21 protein-coding genes and 1 pseudogene are annotated in these 14,237 nt (G+C 62.4%); 17 read left to right on the top strand and 5 right to left on the bottom strand.

All coding sequences use genetic code 11. From position 1 onward, the window contains the following. Positions 1–6 precede the first annotated feature (6 nt). Positions 7–180, top strand: a complete 174-nt coding sequence (locus ING15_RS18155) for a hypothetical protein (protein WP_206456262.1) — start codon at positions 7–9, stop codon at positions 178–180. On the opposite strand, the gene ING15_RS18150 is transcribed toward ING15_RS18155, so the two are convergent. Together ING15_RS18150 and ING15_RS19795 are read right to left on the bottom strand one after the other, a co-directional pair. Further along, complete coding sequence (locus ING15_RS18150; RefSeq protein WP_206456261.1) at positions 177–1,127, bottom strand: hypothetical protein; 951 nt, start codon at positions 1,125–1,127, stop codon at positions 177–179. The genes ING15_RS18155 and ING15_RS18150 overlap by 4 nt on opposite strands. A gap of 200 nt (positions 1,128–1,327) precedes the next feature. Then, the gene (locus ING15_RS19795) at positions 1,328–1,456 is read right to left on the bottom strand and encodes a hypothetical protein (RefSeq protein WP_269812764.1); all 129 of its coding nucleotides are present in this window, start codon (positions 1,454–1,456) and stop codon (positions 1,328–1,330) included. A 172-nt stretch (positions 1,457–1,628) separates the two neighbouring features. On the opposite strand from ING15_RS19795, the gene coaD reads away from it, so the two are divergent. From coaD to tgt, 5 genes are all read left to right on the top strand, one after another. Beyond that, positions 1,629–2,123: a pantetheine-phosphate adenylyltransferase gene (gene coaD / locus ING15_RS18145; RefSeq protein WP_206456260.1), complete on the top strand. Its 495-nt coding sequence runs from the start codon at positions 1,629–1,631 to the stop codon at positions 2,121–2,123. Between the two features lie 38 nt (positions 2,124–2,161). After that, on the top strand, positions 2,162–2,719 hold the full coding sequence (locus tag ING15_RS18140; RefSeq protein WP_206456259.1) for a peptidylprolyl isomerase: 558 nt from the start codon (positions 2,162–2,164) through the stop codon (positions 2,717–2,719). A 136-nt stretch (positions 2,720–2,855) separates the two neighbouring features. After that, positions 2,856–3,326 carry a peptidylprolyl isomerase gene (locus ING15_RS18135; RefSeq protein WP_206456258.1) on the top strand — a complete coding sequence of 157 codons (471 nt, stop codon included), beginning with the start codon at positions 2,856–2,858 and terminating at the stop codon, positions 3,324–3,326. A 127-nt stretch (positions 3,327–3,453) separates the two neighbouring features. Further along, entirely contained in the window at positions 3,454–4,545 is a 1,092-nt protein-coding gene (queA, locus tag ING15_RS18130; RefSeq protein WP_206456257.1) for a tRNA preQ1(34) S-adenosylmethionine ribosyltransferase-isomerase QueA, read from the top strand. Next, entirely contained in the window at positions 4,542–5,675 is a 1,134-nt protein-coding gene (gene tgt / locus ING15_RS18125; protein ID WP_206456256.1) for a tRNA guanosine(34) transglycosylase Tgt, read from the top strand. The genes queA and tgt overlap by 4 nt, the downstream gene beginning before the upstream one ends. A 230-nt stretch (positions 5,676–5,905) precedes the next feature. Here tgt and ING15_RS18120 read toward each other — a convergent pair whose 3' ends face one another. The 3 genes from ING15_RS18120 to ING15_RS18110 all read right to left on the bottom strand — a co-directional run bounded on the left by ING15_RS18120 (position 5,906) and on the right by ING15_RS18110 (position 7,404). Continuing rightward, positions 5,906–6,145 carry a DUF4864 domain-containing protein gene (locus tag ING15_RS18120; protein ID WP_232845864.1) on the bottom strand — a complete coding sequence of 80 codons (240 nt, stop codon included), beginning with the start codon at positions 6,143–6,145 and terminating at the stop codon, positions 5,906–5,908. Between the two features lie 122 nt (positions 6,146–6,267). Further along, the gene (locus ING15_RS18115) at positions 6,268–6,444 is read right to left on the bottom strand and encodes a hypothetical protein (protein WP_206456255.1); all 177 of its coding nucleotides are present in this window, start codon (positions 6,442–6,444) and stop codon (positions 6,268–6,270) included. Between the two features lie 411 nt (positions 6,445–6,855). Next, on the bottom strand, positions 6,856–7,404 hold the full coding sequence (locus tag ING15_RS18110) for a hypothetical protein (protein WP_206456254.1): 549 nt from the start codon (positions 7,402–7,404) through the stop codon (positions 6,856–6,858). A 598-nt stretch (positions 7,405–8,002) separates the two neighbouring features. On the opposite strand from ING15_RS18110, the gene ING15_RS18105 reads away from it, so the two are divergent. From ING15_RS18105 to ING15_RS18055, 11 genes and pseudogenes are all read left to right on the top strand, one after another. Continuing rightward, positions 8,003–9,223 carry a tyrosine-type recombinase/integrase gene (locus tag ING15_RS18105; protein WP_206456253.1) on the top strand — a complete coding sequence of 407 codons (1,221 nt, stop codon included), beginning with the start codon at positions 8,003–8,005 and terminating at the stop codon, positions 9,221–9,223. Continuing rightward, positions 9,220–9,708, top strand: coding sequence for a hypothetical protein (locus ING15_RS18100; protein ID WP_206456252.1), 489 nt, complete (start codon positions 9,220–9,222; stop codon positions 9,706–9,708). Before ING15_RS18105 ends, ING15_RS18100 begins: the two co-directional genes overlap by 4 nt. A 73-nt stretch (positions 9,709–9,781) precedes the next feature. Further along, the gene (locus ING15_RS18095) at positions 9,782–9,979 is read left to right on the top strand and encodes a helix-turn-helix transcriptional regulator (RefSeq protein ID WP_206456251.1); all 198 of its coding nucleotides are present in this window, start codon (positions 9,782–9,784) and stop codon (positions 9,977–9,979) included. Next, positions 9,976–10,281 (top strand): hypothetical protein, encoded by a 306-nt coding sequence (locus tag ING15_RS18090; RefSeq protein ID WP_206456250.1) that lies wholly within the window; start codon positions 9,976–9,978, stop codon positions 10,279–10,281. Before ING15_RS18095 ends, ING15_RS18090 begins: the two co-directional genes overlap by 4 nt. After that, positions 10,278–10,523: a hypothetical protein gene (locus ING15_RS18085; protein ID WP_206456249.1), complete on the top strand. Its 246-nt coding sequence runs from the start codon at positions 10,278–10,280 to the stop codon at positions 10,521–10,523. The genes ING15_RS18090 and ING15_RS18085 overlap by 4 nt, the downstream gene beginning before the upstream one ends. Further along, positions 10,520–11,116 (top strand): DUF1376 domain-containing protein, encoded by a 597-nt coding sequence (locus ING15_RS18080; RefSeq protein ID WP_206456248.1) that lies wholly within the window; start codon positions 10,520–10,522, stop codon positions 11,114–11,116. Before ING15_RS18085 ends, ING15_RS18080 begins: the two co-directional genes overlap by 4 nt. Before the next feature lie 73 nt (positions 11,117–11,189). Next, a complete protein-coding gene (locus tag ING15_RS18075) occupies positions 11,190–11,690 on the top strand; it encodes a phage head-tail connector protein (RefSeq protein ID WP_408628709.1) in 501 nt (166 codons plus the stop codon). Continuing rightward, positions 11,687–12,019, top strand: a complete 333-nt coding sequence (locus ING15_RS18070; protein ID WP_206456246.1) for a phage head closure protein — start codon at positions 11,687–11,689, stop codon at positions 12,017–12,019. Before ING15_RS18075 ends, ING15_RS18070 begins: the two co-directional genes overlap by 4 nt. Next, positions 12,016–13,617, top strand: coding sequence for a terminase large subunit domain-containing protein (locus tag ING15_RS18065; RefSeq protein WP_206456245.1), 1,602 nt, complete (start codon positions 12,016–12,018; stop codon positions 13,615–13,617). Before ING15_RS18070 ends, ING15_RS18065 begins: the two co-directional genes overlap by 4 nt. Continuing rightward, positions 13,608–13,964 (top strand): HNH endonuclease, encoded by a 357-nt coding sequence (locus ING15_RS18060; RefSeq protein WP_206456244.1) that lies wholly within the window; start codon positions 13,608–13,610, stop codon positions 13,962–13,964. Before ING15_RS18065 ends, ING15_RS18060 begins: the two co-directional genes overlap by 10 nt. Further along, positions 13,949–14,237: pseudogene (locus ING15_RS18055) on the top strand (hypothetical protein); the annotation flags it as partial. The gene ING15_RS18060 and the pseudogene ING15_RS18055, both read left to right, overlap by 16 nt.

The following is a 14,237-nucleotide window of genomic DNA, read 5'->3' as shown; positions in this document are numbered from 1 at the left end:
TAGCTGATGACCGGAAAACGGCAAGAGAAACCCCAAATCGACAAATTCCGCGAGGCGGCTCGCGAGCTTGAAACAGATGACGACGAAGCGCGATTCGATGCAACGCTAAAGCGTATCGCGAAGGCGCCGCCGTCGAAAGGCCACGGCAAGCCGCCACCGAGTGTCGAAAATAACGACTAGTTAGCCTCAATGCGTTTGGGGTCCAAAACTTCGACCGCGAGCTGGGCTACCGATGGCGGCATTTCAAGCCGCTTCACCTTGCCATCAAGGTAGGTCTTGAACCTCCCGCCTTCGATATAGGTGGATTGCATCCACTCACGATAATCGCCAAGCGCTGCCAAAGGGTAGCACCATGATTCGTGCGGGTTTGCCTGCGACTGGGGGTGGCTGTCTGGGTATCGGTGAGGGTATTTTATCCGCGGCCCGTGCACGACATCGAGATTGTTGTCAGACCAATATCGACCCCAATGTGAGCCTATTGAAATATCTACCACGAACTTCTCGTTTATATCCGCGCCCGCCTGGATAAGTTCGTAAAAGATCGTGTGCGCTTCATTGAAGACGTGGAAATACCCCCTGGGTGCCGATTGATAATTTAACGCTAGGCGTTCATGCCACTTCTCGAATTTGTGGACGTTTGAACCGGAGGGGTCATATCCAACTTGGCTATAAATCAGATCCTGTAGGGCTTTGCCGGCTAATAGCCGGTAGTTGTCCCTTGCGGTTTCACGCAAGTTCGGCGCGTCAAAGGCGTAAAATTCTAGGACAGCGAGGCAGACATAATCCGGATATGCATGGATCGCCTGAGAGCCATAAGCAGTCTCAATATGCGCGGACGGAACATTAATTCCCCGCTTCTGCAAAATCGCCTTGATCCCCGCAACGCGAGGCTTCAAAGGGTCTTCGTTCCATTCCTGACTGATTGTTCGGATGTGGAGGTTTTCGGTCCCGACAAGACGAGCAAGCCCACGGCCTGTCAGGAACGCTGTCCCGTCCTTGAGAACGCCCATTCCAATGCCATCAACCTCGACTTGGCGGTCGACCAAAAGGTTCAGTTCTCCCTGATTGGGGGCGAGTTCCTTAGCCCCCGTTTTTCTGGGTAACTTACTGATTTCATTGGAAGCCATGCCGAGTTCCTCTCGCGAATCATACCCTCTTGTTACAATATATACAGCTTAGCGACGATGCGCCTGACCGTCTGGTGTGTCAAGTATAATATCGCCAAAAAAAAGCCGTCGGGAGCAATTCCCCACGGCTTTCACATCTGATTCGTATTCGGGGTGAGCAGACGCGTGTGCTGCTCGATTGGCGGGGCGGCGGGCGGCGCCTATTGCATGAACCGGGTGCGGCGCGCAGTCGCCTTGACGCGCACATTCTGCGCTTCGCTATGAAGCGTGATGGCCGTGGCGGAAAGCAGGGTCACGACCATGGCGAGGGCAAGCGCGAAAACCAGCATGTCAGTACTCCATTGTTCGTTCTAAAAACCCCGTAGCGGCGATTTTGTTCCATATAGACGTCGCGACTTGAACGACGGCACAGCAAGTGGTTCACAAACCATTCATCCGCATGGGGCCTCTGGCAGGCGGCTCGCAAATTGTCTCTTTGGCAAGGACAGGGTAATCGAGGCCATGAAACGCGCGTTTTATCCTGGATCCTTCGACCCCATCACCAACGGTCACCTCGACATTCTGCGTCAGGCAGTGGCGATTTTCGACGAGGTCGTCATCGGCATCGGCGTCCATCCCGGCAAGCAGCCGATGTTCAGCTTCGACGAACGCGCCCGGCTGATCGCCGAATGCGCCGACACGGGCGCCATCGCCGAACAGACCGGCGCGATCCGCGTTGTCGCCTTCGATGGTCTCGTGGTCGATGCCGCGCGTGAAGCCGACGCGGTGGCGCTGGTCCGCGGCCTGCGCGACGGAACCGATCTCGATTACGAGATGCAGATGGCCGGGATGAACGGCGTCATGCGGCCGGAGATTGCGACGATTTTCTTTCCGGCCTCGCCGGCGACAAGGCCCATAACCGCCACATTGGTCCGTCAAATCGCCCTCATGGGCGGGGACGTCACGCCGTTCGTGCCCGGAAACGTCGCGGAAGCGATACGAGGAAAAGTCGCCTGACGCGAACCGCGGGCGCCACAATCTGGGAACAATCTCGCATGAAGTTTTTCGCTACACTCGGCCTTGCCGTATCGATCGCCGCCGCTTCCTTTACGGGTCTCGCGTCAGCGCAGCAGTCAGATCCCGAAAACACCCTGGTCATCACCACCAAGACCGGCGACATCGAAATCGGACTCCGCCCCGATCTCGCGCCCGAGCACGTCGAGCGACTCAAGGAACTGGCGCGCGAGGGCTTCTACGACGGCGTCGTCTTCCACCGGGTCATCGACGGCTTCATGGCCCAGACGGGCGACCCTGACGGCACGGGCATGGGCGGCTCCGACAAGCCGGACCTCAAGGCCGAGTTTTCCGACGAGACCTTCGACAGGGGCACTGTCGGCATGGCCCGCTCGCAGGACCCCAATTCGGCGAATTCGCAGTTCTTCATCATGCTCGCAGATGGCGATTTCCTCGATGGCCAGTACACGATCGTCGGCGATGTCGTTTCGGGCATGGAGAATGTCGACGCCGTCAAGAAGGGCGACCCGGCCCAGAACGGCACGGTGCAGGACCCCGACAAGATGATCAAGGTCGGCGTTGCCGCCGACGGCAAGTAATCTTAACGCCGCCGTGAAGTGACGGCGGCAAACCTTGTGCCTTGGAGCGAATCCGCTCAAAGAGGCTCCATCGACGCGGTCCGGGCTCGATCCGGGCCGTTCCCGTTTTTGAGACATGGCAAGCAAGGAGAGCAAGATGGCGTACGAAAACCCCGACGATACCCTGGTACTCGAGACGACGAAGGGCCGCGTGGTCATCAAACTGCGGCCCGACCTTGCGCCCGCCCATGTGACACGCGTCAAGGAACTGGCGCGCGAGGGCTTTTACGACGGCGTCGTTTTCCATCGCGTCATCGACGGCTTCATGGCCCAGACCGGCGATCCGACGGGGACCGGGGCCGGCGGTTCCGACAAGCCCGACCTGAAGGCCGAGTTCACGGCCGAGCCGCACAAGCGCGGCACGGTCTCTGCTGCCCGCACCGCCAACCCGAATTCGGCGAACTCCCAGTTCTACATTTGCTTCGACCGGGCTCCCTGGCTCGATCGCCAGTACAGCGTATGGGGCGAGGTCATCGAGGGCATGGACAATATCGATCAGATCAAGCGCGGCGAGCCAGTGAGCGATCCAGATTCCATCACGACGATGCGCGTGGCGTCCGACCTCTAGCGCTAACAGAGGAAGAGCGGGAACTGGTTTTCCGCGCTTGCTCCGCTCGCGTAGTCAATTCATCTCGTTGAGGACGGCGGGTCTGTGATCCGCCGTCATCGTGTTTCACAGACCCGGCTGACCCAGTATGCGTGTCGATCAGTTCGACTTCGACCTCCCGGAAGACCGTATCGCCTTGCGGCCCGCGTCCCCCCGGGAAAGCGCGCGCTTGCTCGCCGTCGGCAAAGATGGCACGCTCGGCGACCGTCACGTCGGTGATCTGCCGTCGCTGCTCGAACCGGGCGACGTTCTCGTCTTCAACGACACCCGCGTCATCCCGGCGCAGCTCGAAGGCGTCCGCCAGCGGCCTGATGCGCGGGACGGCGAGGGCAGGGCGCACATTTCCGCGACGCTGCACATGCGCGTCGCGCCGGATCGCTGGCGTGCCTTTTTGCGTCCGGCAAAGCGGGTGCGGGTCGGCGACCGCATTGCCTTCGGCCATGACGAACGCGATGGCCTTGCCGGCACGCTCGATGCGGTCGTCGAGGAACGCGGCGAGGACGGTGAGGCAAGCCTGCGCTTCGCACTCTCGGGCCCGGCGCTCGACCAGGCGATCGCCGCGGTCGGGCACATCCCCCTGCCGCCCTACATCGCCTCGAAGCGGCCAGACGACGCGCGCGACCGGGCCGACTACCAGACGATCTACGCCCGGGAGGATGGAGCCGTCGCCGCGCCCACCGCCGGCCTGCATTTCACCCCCGAATTGCTCGACCAACTATCGAAACGCGGCATTGGAACCGAATATCTGACCCTGCATGTCGGGGCGGGGACGTTTCTGCCGGTCAAGGCGGACGATACGGAAGAGCATCGGATGCACGCCGAGATCGGCCGGATCGACGCGGCGACGGCGGAGCGGCTGAACGCCGCGCGCCAGGCCGGCCGACGCCTGGTCGCTGTCGGCACCACCTCGCTGCGGCTTCTGGAAAGCGCGGCGCGCGACGATGGGATCATCGAGCCCTTCGCCGGCTCCACCGACATCTTCATCACCCCCGGCTATCGCTTCAAGGCTGTCGACAGACTGATGACCAACTTCCACCTGCCGCGCTCGACCCTGTTCATGCTGGTCTCGGCCTTTTCGGGCTTCGAGACCATGAAGGCGGCCTATGCCCACGCCATCAAATCGGGCTACCGCTTCTATTCCTATGGCGATGCCTGCCTGCTCGATCGGGTGCCGGCATGAGCGGTTCCTTTCAGTTCCGGCTGCTCGCGACCTGTGGCAAGGCGCGGCGCGGCGAAATCACCATGCCGCGCGGCACCGTGCGCACACCGGCCTTCATGCCGGTCGGAACCGCCGGCACGGTCAAGGCGATGTATCTGGACCAGGTGCGCGAGCTCGGCTCCGACATCATCCTCGGCAATGTCTATCACCTGATGCTGCGGCCCGGTGCCGAGCGCGTCGCCCGGCTCGGCGGCCTGCATGAATTCGCCCGCTGGCCGCATCCGATCCTGACCGATTCCGGTGGCTTCCAGGTGATGTCGCTGGCAAAACTGCGCAAGCTCGACGAAACTGGTGTGCGTTTCCGCTCCCATGTCGACGGCTCCGAACACGCGCTGACGCCCGAGCGGGCGATCGAGATCCAGGGGCTACTCGGCAGCGACATCCAGATGCAGCTCGACGAGTGCATTCGGCTGCCGGCGGAGCGGGCCGAGATCAAACGGGCGATGGAGCTGTCGCTGCGCTGGGCCGAACGCTGCGCCATCGCCTTCGGCGACCAGCCTGGCAAGGCGATGTTCGGCATCGTGCAAGGTGGCGACGCCATCGATCTGCGCATTCGCTCGGCCGAGCGGCTGGCGGCGATGGATCTGAAGGGCTACGCCGTCGGCGGTCTCGCGGTCGGCGAGCCGCAGGCGGTGATGTTGAAGACGCTCGACGAGACGCTGCCCGTCATGCCGGCGGACAAGCCCCGCTATCTGATGGGCGTCGGTACGCCGGACGACATCTTGCGGTCGGTGGCGCGCGGGATCGACATGTTCGACTGCGTCATGCCGACGCGCTCGGGCCGGCATGGGCTCGCCTTTACCCGCTTCGGCAAGGTGAACCTCAAGAACGCCCGCCACGCTGAGGACCCGCGCCCGCTCGACGAGGCCTCGGACTGCCCGGCCTCGCGCGACTATTCGCGCGCCTATCTGCACCATCTGGTGCGCTCGAACGAAGCGCTCGCCTCGATGCTTCTGACCTGGAACAACCTTGCCTACTACCAGTCGCTGATGGCCGGCATTCGCGACTCGATCGAAGGAGGGCGCTTTACCGACTTCGCCGCCGCGACCGAGGCCGATTGGGCGCACGGCGACATTTCGTCGCTCACCTGATCCTTTCAGGCGGCGAGATCGTCGCCCTTGCGCCCGCCTCGTGCTCCCGGAGCACCGTGATGATCTGTTCTTCCGTGAACCGCTTCCGCTTCATCTGTCCGTCCTTCAATCGAGGCCGGACTCTAACTCCAGGTGGAAGAAAAACTCAGTGGCAGGTCAGGTGAGATAGACCTCCTGTCGGAAACCCGCTCCCTCGGCCCTCAGCGCACCGAGACGGCGTTGCTGGACCGTTAGACCGGATCGTAACCCGACCGGACCATGCCCATGAAGATTTGCGGCGAGGGAAAGATCGCCTTGATGTTCGGCGCGGCATAGGAATAGGCTCCCGCGCCGTCGTCGGACCGGAAGGCCTCGAGCTGGCCGGAAATCGCGGCCTGTACATCCGACGCATCGTCCGCGCGGGCAGGGGACGCGAGAACCATGCCGGTCAGCGCCACCGTCGCCATTAGCATGATCAGCCGCCTCGCCATCGCGCGCTCCTTTCGCGTCACACGAAAAGGGTCGAACGGAACCGCCACGGCGGCAAACCGCCGAGGCTCACTCCGCGTGATGGTGCGTCTCGCCTAGCCTGTCTTCCGTGCGGACGCCGGTTTCAGCCGTCGTTCGCCGAATTCAGATCCTCGGGCCGCCGGCCTTCGTCCACAGGGGCGACATGGGCAACGACCTTGCGATGGCTGGTGCAGGCCAGCGGGACGATCTCGAGTTCCACCCGGACACCGAGGTCGGCCACGGCGTTCAGTGCGTCGGTCAGCGCTGCCGCGGATTCCATCACGTTATCGATCGCTGCCTGCATCGTGCCGCGAACGTGCGATTCAAGAATTTCTTTTGTCATGGGATTAAAATGGAAATCGAAGGGCGTTTGGACAAGGACGCTCGCGCCGCATCCTCGTCGACAGGATTGAAGCGATGAAGGCGGGCATCGTGCCACGCGTCGAAGCTCCAGAGAGCCATGCACAAATGAGGAGGATGCGCGAGGCGGTGTGGCGGTTGGGAGCCGCTACACCGCCTACCTTCCCAACGAGGTTGTGCCCACCCTGAGAAGAGCTTCTTCCCTAACGGAATTTCTGCAATCGCGCAATCTGAATCGGTTTTCCGCTATAAGACGCCGCCTTGCTCAATGCCGGCGTGGTGACGGGTAAATATATCGGCTTCGACGGCCACGGCGACCAACTGCGCGCAATCACTCGGGCCGACGCCCTTCCCGCATCTCCTGGCCCTTGAGAACCAAACTGAAATATTGCTCCCAACTCGATCGTAGGGACAACAGATTGTCGGTTAGCGCGGAGGAGACCCCGGCCAACTGTTCCAGTGTGTCGAGGCTTGCATCGAAACGCTCGGCGAGGTTCCCTGAAACGTCACCGTTCTTGGTGCTCTCCATGAGCAGCGCAAGCGCCTTGCCGTCGGCAAGGACTTCCTCGGCCGCCGTGGCCAGTGTCTCGAGCAGCGCACCGCGTTCCGCTTCCAGCGTTTCCAACAGGGGACGCTGCTGCGCGATGGCGCGGGACATGTTCCGCCACTCGCGCGCCCGCTCGTCGAGATTGTCCCGCAAGCCAAGAAATCCGCCTTCAATTCGACGCGGCAGCCCCGCCGGCGTCGCCTCTTTCGGATTGGCGCTGACTGAAGAATTCCCGGGTAACTGTGATACAGCCTTCCCGAATTCGTCGCTCAACTCTCTTTCAAGCGTGTCGGCGATATCGTTCGATGAATTGTCGGTAGTGTCTTTGGCCATTTTGGAACTCCGATCTCATCGACCTAAATAGGCAACGGCTCACGGAGCAATCCACTGAATTATCGCGACGTGGTTAATCTAAAGCACGCGGCCGCAAGGAAATTTCGACATCAAAGGTGATCGGTCGCAGAATTACTTGGACAAGCAATGCTGTCCACTGCCGCAGACGCCAAACTCCTGCGGGAAAGCAGAGGCGAACCTTCGATCACACGCAGTATCGCTGCGGCGTCAAGGCGGCGACGATCGCATTCGACCGTCTGGTTCCAGCACTCCCATCCGGGATCCATCGATTCTGGAACAGAGAAGATTGCAAACCATTGACACACCCCGTGCCGCACGCGGTTGTTATCCATGTCTCCGGGTCGGACAAAGGAAAATTGGTGAGCGCGCAGGGATTCGAACCCTGGACCTACAGATTAAAAGTGGCGTGAAGCCGAACAAAGCCGAACCAGCTTGAACAGAAAAAGAGCCGTAGAACCCTTGCAGAACAAGGCATTGCGTGTTCTACGTTGTTCGCCGCTGTTCCGGCGAGTTTCGTATATCTGGAACCCCCACGGAACCCCGGCCGCTGTAACCGAAAAAAGATCGGTAGGTCGAGATGCCACGCAAGACCCTGACGACCCGCTTCATTGAGACGGTGAAGGTCGAGACCCGCACCGACTTCTGGGATGACCTGATGAAGGGGCTTGTGCTCCGCGTCTCGCCGACCGGGGTAAAAGCCTGGACCGTCGTCTACACTCGCGAGGGGGACGGCGAGAAGCGCCGCGTCACTCTCGGCAAGTTTCCTGCACTGTCGCTGGAGAAGGCGCGTAGGAAGGCGCTGGACGCCGTGGCGGCTATTTCCGATGGGCACGATCCGGCTGGCGACAAACGCGCTCGCCGGGACGCGATGACCGTGGCGGATCTGTCAGAGCTTTATGTCGAGCGGTACGCCAAGCGGAACAAGAAAAGCTGGCGTGAAGACGAGCGAGTGCTGCGGGTAGACGTGCTGCCCGTCATCGGCCGCACCAAAGCCGTCGCTGTGAAGCGGCGCAACATCCTCGACATCATCGATGCGAAGGCCGAAACCGGCGCGCTCACGCAGTCGACCCATATCCTCGCCGTCGTGCGGAAAATGTTCGGCTGGGCTGTCGACGAGGACTATCTCGAAGTCTCGCCGGCTGTCGGCATTCGGCCGCGCGCGAAGCCGGTGAAGCGGGACCGCGTGCTGTCTGCCGCCGAAGTCCGCGCCATCTGGCAAGCCCTTCCTGATGCCGCACTAAACCCGGCGACGGCGGACGTGTTCCGGTTGCTGTTCCTGACAGGCCAGCGCAGCGGCGAGGTCTGCGGGATGCGTCGTGGCGAGGTGGATCCCGACGCAGCGACGTGGACAATCCCCGGCGAGCGGACGAAGAACGGGCTGACGCACATCGTCTATCTGTCGCCGGCCGCTCTTGCCATCGTGGAAAGGGCTATGGACCGCGCCGACGATGAGCGGGATGCGGCGCTGTTCACGCGCACCGGCGAGCCGATCGAAAGCAATGCCATCGCCAAGGCGGCAAAGCTCAAGCTGCAAATCCTCGACGAGCGATGGACGCCGCATGACATCCGCCGGACGGCGGCGACCATGATGGCCGACATCGGCATTCTGCCGCACGTCGTCGAGGCCGTGCTCAATCACATCAGCGGTTTCCGTGCGGGCGTGGCCGGCGTCTACAACCGGGCGCGATACGAGCCGGAACGGCGCCGTGCCCTTGATATGTGGGCGGAGCATCTGGAGGCCATCACAAGCGGCCAGAAGGCCGTCGTCGTGCCGATGAGAGCGGAGGCGCACGCATGACCGACTGGCGCGACACCAGAATAGAGTTGCTGGAGGAGTTCAGGGGTGGACGAAAATCGATCAGTAGATCGATCTCGAAGGCGTTCGAGGGTGTGATGACTTCGTTCAATATGGCGGTAATCCGCTGGTCCGGGTTCGAACGCAATCCCGACCCATTGATCGAATGGCTGCGATCGGACAGGCCGATTACGGAGTCTGACAGGGAGTTTCTGGCTGAGGCCATCGAAGCCACGAAGCTTGCGCCAAGGCGGGTGACGCGCGGACGACCGCGCAATCGCTCACTCCACGGCGCAACAGTTGCTGCGCGCCACTTGTATAAGCGGTGGCGCCGGCTAAACGCAGAACGCGGCATAAACGATTACGGACACCGTTCCGAGATGATGGACGAGGCCATCAGGATGGCTATCGAGGTAGAGAGTTGGGAAGGCGTTAAACCGGAAGCCGTGCGCGAACTGATGGAACGCCCCACCTACCGCCGAAATTAGCAGGCATTTTCGGCGTTACCCTGCATCGTTCCCGTGTTTACTGGATGCGACTGTCTCCAACGAGGTGGTTGCAATGAACAAACTCCTATCCATCAAAGAAACCTGCCAGCTCACGAGCCTTTCGCGAACGAGCATCTGGCACAAGGCCAAGAACGGGCAGTTTCCAAAGCCGATTCAGCTAGGCGAGGGCGTCCGAAAAGCCTTTCTTGCATCCGAAATAGAAGCATGGATCTCCCAGCGTGTTGCTGAGCGCGACGAGGTGGGGGCATGAGCACGGTCCTCAGCTTCCGCGACCTTATCGAAGACGCGATCGATGCGCTGCTGGCCGTGCGCGACGCGATCGAGCCCGACCCTGACCTAGAGGATAGCGGCGACAAGGAAGACGGCGCCGACGACGAACCGAGCCTTGGAGTTGCCGGCATCTGGACTGCCGCCGGTCTGCAGCACGATCTGGAGGCCGATGACGGCGACCGAGAGGACGGCGGCGACTCCGAACCGAACGGCGACGAAGCCGACTTGGACGGCGACGAGCACGACATCTCAGCCCGCATTCCGGGAGGGCAGGGAATATGAGCGGCCCGCGCGATCTGCGGCGCGGCCGCAAGCCGTTCGAGCGTCCCGCCGACATGAAGGAGATCGTCGGCGCCCGCTCGCACTACATCATCACCGCGTCCGCTGCCGGCTGGACGATCACAGTCAACCGGCGCGGCCAGCTTCCGGCTACGCAGCACTGCGCCACGGAAGGCGAGATGCGCCGAGCCACGCGGCAGCTCTCCGATGATGGGCTGATCGGCGTCAACGAGTCGTGCCGGTGACCGGGGGCGCGATGACTGTGCTGCCGTTCATCTCCCAAAGCTGCGGCGACGTGCTCGCCGAGACGGCGCATCTCTCAGCCGAAGAGTTTGGAGCCTATCAGCTTCTGACCTTCGCCTTTTGGCAGCATGGCGCGCTGCCGGATGACGACCAGCGTCTCGCTCGGATCGCCCGCGTCACACCCGAACGTTGGGCCGAACTGAAAGACACCCTGGCCGAACTGTTCGGGATTGACTGGGCACCGGAGCGGCTGGCCAAGCGCCGCAACGAGGTCGAGGCCGCGCATCTGACAAATGTGCGGAAAGGCAAGAAGGGCGCTCAGAAGCGTTGGCAGAAGGCAGCCGATAGCCCAACCATTGGCCCGGTTAATAGCTGGGCCAATGGCAACCATAACCATAACCATAGGGCTCCGGCTCATGAAGAAGAGGCACTACCCTATACGCACGCACGCACGAGAGACGATCTGATCCCGAGGCCTCGTTCGGAAGCGGACGGGCTGGCGATCCTGCAGCGCCACGAGGCCTTTCCGGGCGACTATGACATGCTCTTGTCAAAGCTGATGCGGGGCGAATTACACCAATCAGAGATAGGCTAGCCGGGCCGACTCTTGCGCAAAGCCGAACCGTGATGTAATAACATAACATCATTGGAGAACGGCCTTGGCCCACGTGCGCATTCCGGCTGCAGCAACAGACGCCTTTGATCTCGTCGCGCTTAAACTTCACGCGCGCATCGACGCGGATGACGAGGATGCTGCCCTAGAGTTGATGGGGCGCACCGCCGCCAACGAGATCGAAGCCTATTGTGATCTCGCGCTGCTCAGGCAGACGATCGTTCTCGAAATCGAGGCCGGCAATCCGGTCCTTTTGCCTGTCGGGCCACTGGCCACGGATGCGGTCGTCACCATCGACGGCGAGCCGATCATCGGTGCAGTGACGGCAGGCCGCTATCCGGTCCTGACATTCCCCGACGACATCACCGGCATGGCCGCGATCACCTATGAGGCCGGCTATGGCGACACGCCGGCTGACATCCCGGCTGATCTGCAGCTTGCCGTCATCGACCACGCGGCGAGGATGTACGATCTACGTGGGGCAAGCGAGGGCCAGCAGGGTCTGAGCATTGCCGCTGCCCGCATCTGCGCTCGTCATCGGCAGGTGCGAGCATGATGAACGCAAGCGACCTTGATCGCCGCATCGCCATCGAACGCTTCACCGAGACGCGCAACGCCTTTAACGAGATCGTGCAAAGCTGGGAACCGCTCGCGACGGTCTCGGCGAAGCGTCATGACGTGTCCGATGCCGAGAGGTTCGCAGCGGGGCAGATTGGCGCGGAACTCAGAAGCCGCTTCATCATCCGCGATGTCGGAGCGGCGAGCACAGTGACGCCTGTCGACCGCCTGAGCCATGACGACAATATCTGGAACGTCAACGGCATCAAGCAGACCCGCGACGGACGCGACCGCTTCCTCGAAATCACTGCGACGGCGGCGCTATGAGTAGGCCGCGCAAATCTGGTCCCAATGCCCGGAAAACCTCGAAGGCGGGGGACCGGCGGTCGGACTGTTCTTTTCTCACCCACGGGATCGCGGACGCTGCAATCGGCTTTCTGGAGACGCTGAACGTCCCGGAAGGACCGCGTGCCGGGCATCCTCTTGTCCTCGCCGAATATCAGAAGAAGTTTGTTCGGGGCTCGCTCGCTGATGACGTCATGGTCGGCGTCTTATCCATCGGCCGTGGAAACGCGAAAACGGCGCTGGCTTCGGGAATTGCGCTCGGCAGCGTCATGGGCGTCTGGGATGCGCAGCCAAAGCGCGAGATCATCCTTGCCGCCCGCAACAGGGATCAGGCCCGCACCGCCTTTCAGTTCGTCGTCGGCTTCGTGCAGGGATTGCCGGAAGCCGAGCAAGAGCTGTTCGCAGTCCGGTTCGGCTATCGCCTAGAGGTCGAATATCAGGCGAACGGCGGCGGTCTGATCCGTGTCGTGCCGGCCGATGGGAAGTCGATCCTTGGCGGCGCGCCGACGCTGGCAATCATGGACGAACGCGCGGCATGGGAACGGGAGAAGGGCGACAATCTCGAAAACGCCATCCTGTCCGGTCTCGGCAAGCGGGGCGGGCGGGCGCTCATCATCTCGACATCGGCACCCGATGACGCGAACACCTTTTCCCGATGGCTCGATGAACCGCCGCCGAATTGCTACGTGCAAGAGCATCGGCCCCCGCCCGGTCTCCCGGCCGACGATCTCGAAAGCCTTCTGGCCGCCAATCCCGGCGCCGTCGATGGCATCGGCGCATCGCCTGAATGGCTGGTAGGGCAGGCACGGCGCGCCATCGCTCGCGGCGGCTCGGCGCTGTCTTCCTTCCGCAACCTCAACCGCAACGAACGGGTGTCGACGGAAGACCGTTCGATGCTCGTCACGATCGACGAATGGATGTCGGCGGAAGTCGCGGCTGATGATCTCCCGGCCCGTTCCGGTCCCTGTATTCTCGGCGTCGATCTCGGCGGCTCCCGATCGATGTCGGCGGCATCGTTCTTCTGGCCCGACACGGGGCGTCTGGAGGCAGTCGGCAGTTTCCCGGCTGTTCCGTCGCTGGCCGATCGCGGCGCGTCCGACGGCGTGTCTGGGCGCTATGTCGAGATGCAGGAACGCGGCGAGTTGTCGGTGCTCGGCGAGGCCACCGTGCCGCCCGGCCCATGGCTGGCGCTGATTGTTCGCCACCTCGACGGCTCGGAAGTCGCGTGCATCGTCGGCGATCGGTTCCGGTTCGCGGAGTTTTGCGAGGCGATCGACAAAGCCGGCCTGTCCCGCGTGCCGTTCATTCAGCGCGGCTTTGGCTGGCGCGACGGCTCGGAAGACATCGAACGGTTCCGGCGCGCTCTGTTCGATGGCGAGATGAAAGTCGCGCCGTCGCTGTTGCTGCGCTCGGCATTCGCGGACGCGATCACGCTCGTCGACCCGGCCGGCAATCACAAGCTGGCGAAAGCCCGCTCGCTGGGCCGCATAGACGCGGCTGCAGCGACCGTGCTGGCAGTCGCCGAGGGAATGCGCCGCAAGGCCGCGCCCACGCGAAAGGCGAGGGTGGCATGGCTCTGAGAGACGAATATCGCCGACATTCCCGGCCGGTCCTGAAAACCCGCCGCTGGCAGGTGCTCCGGCAGGTCATTCTGGAGCGTGACGGCTGGGCTTGCGTCGACTGCGGCACCCGTCGCGGCCGGCTCGAAATCGATCATGTGAAGCCCGTTCGCGACCGGCCTGATCTGTCCTTCGATCCCGGCAATCTCGCGACCCGCTGCAGCCCCTGCCACACGAAGAAAACCCGCATCGAATGCGGGCACCCCGAACCATCGCCCGAACGCAGGGCGTGGTCGAACGCCGTCACCAGTCTGGTGGCGGATGACGCAACCCCGGACATCAGGAGAAAACGATGCTGGACTCAGTGAAGATCGCCCGGCGGCAAAGCGAAATCCGCCAGAACCTTTCGGCTCTCGTCGGCAAGGATGCGCCGAGCGAAGACGAAACCCGTCAGATGACGGACCTCGACAACGAATATCGGACCAACGAGACCCGCTATCGCGCGGCACTCGTCGCCGAGGATCAGGAACGCCGTGACGCTGGCGCTGATCTCGAAACCCGCTCGGATCGCGAATGGTCGGAACTGGTCGGCAAGTTCGAGTTGCGGCAGGTTGCCTTTGCTCTCGACGAGGGCAGGGCGC

Source organism: Aurantimonas marina (assembly GCF_017183135.1).
GTDB classification, from domain to species: Bacteria; Pseudomonadota; Alphaproteobacteria; order Rhizobiales; family Rhizobiaceae; genus Aurantimonas; species Aurantimonas marina.
Note: the sequence above shows the minus strand (reverse complement) of the source record. Positions and strands in the feature narration are given on the sequence as shown.

Bases quoted from the DNA above. Each gene is read 5' to 3' on its own strand.
- ING15_RS18155 (WP_206456262.1), top strand. From the start codon at position 7: ATGACCGGAAAACGGCAAGAGAAACCCCAAATCGACAAATTCCGCGAG.
- ING15_RS18150 (WP_206456261.1), bottom strand. From the start codon at position 1,127: ATGGCTTCCAATGAAATCAGTAAGTTACCCAGAAAAACGGGGGCTAAG.
- ING15_RS19795 (WP_269812764.1), bottom strand. From the start codon at position 1,456: ATGCTGGTTTTCGCGCTTGCCCTCGCCATGGTCGTGACCCTGCTTTCC.
- coaD (WP_206456260.1), top strand. From the start codon at position 1,629: ATGAAACGCGCGTTTTATCCTGGATCCTTCGACCCCATCACCAACGGT.
- ING15_RS18140 (WP_206456259.1), top strand. From the start codon at position 2,162: ATGAAGTTTTTCGCTACACTCGGCCTTGCCGTATCGATCGCCGCCGCT.
- ING15_RS18135 (WP_206456258.1), top strand. From the start codon at position 2,856: ATGGCGTACGAAAACCCCGACGATACCCTGGTACTCGAGACGACGAAG.
- queA (WP_206456257.1), top strand. From the start codon at position 3,454: ATGCGTGTCGATCAGTTCGACTTCGACCTCCCGGAAGACCGTATCGCC.
- tgt (WP_206456256.1), top strand. From the start codon at position 4,542: ATGAGCGGTTCCTTTCAGTTCCGGCTGCTCGCGACCTGTGGCAAGGCG.
- ING15_RS18120 (WP_232845864.1), bottom strand. From the start codon at position 6,145: ATGGCGAGGCGGCTGATCATGCTAATGGCGACGGTGGCGCTGACCGGC.
- ING15_RS18115 (WP_206456255.1), bottom strand. From the start codon at position 6,444: ATGGAATCCGCGGCAGCGCTGACCGACGCACTGAACGCCGTGGCCGAC.
- ING15_RS18110 (WP_206456254.1), bottom strand. From the start codon at position 7,404: ATGGCCAAAGACACTACCGACAATTCATCGAACGATATCGCCGACACG.
- ING15_RS18105 (WP_206456253.1), top strand. From the start codon at position 8,003: ATGCCACGCAAGACCCTGACGACCCGCTTCATTGAGACGGTGAAGGTC.
- ING15_RS18100 (WP_206456252.1), top strand. From the start codon at position 9,220: ATGACCGACTGGCGCGACACCAGAATAGAGTTGCTGGAGGAGTTCAGG.
- ING15_RS18095 (WP_206456251.1), top strand. From the start codon at position 9,782: ATGAACAAACTCCTATCCATCAAAGAAACCTGCCAGCTCACGAGCCTT.
- ING15_RS18090 (WP_206456250.1), top strand. From the start codon at position 9,976: ATGAGCACGGTCCTCAGCTTCCGCGACCTTATCGAAGACGCGATCGAT.
- ING15_RS18085 (WP_206456249.1), top strand. From the start codon at position 10,278: ATGAGCGGCCCGCGCGATCTGCGGCGCGGCCGCAAGCCGTTCGAGCGT.
- ING15_RS18070 (WP_206456246.1), top strand. From the start codon at position 11,687: ATGATGAACGCAAGCGACCTTGATCGCCGCATCGCCATCGAACGCTTC.
- ING15_RS18065 (WP_206456245.1), top strand. From the start codon at position 12,016: ATGAGTAGGCCGCGCAAATCTGGTCCCAATGCCCGGAAAACCTCGAAG.
- ING15_RS18060 (WP_206456244.1), top strand. From the start codon at position 13,608: ATGGCTCTGAGAGACGAATATCGCCGACATTCCCGGCCGGTCCTGAAA.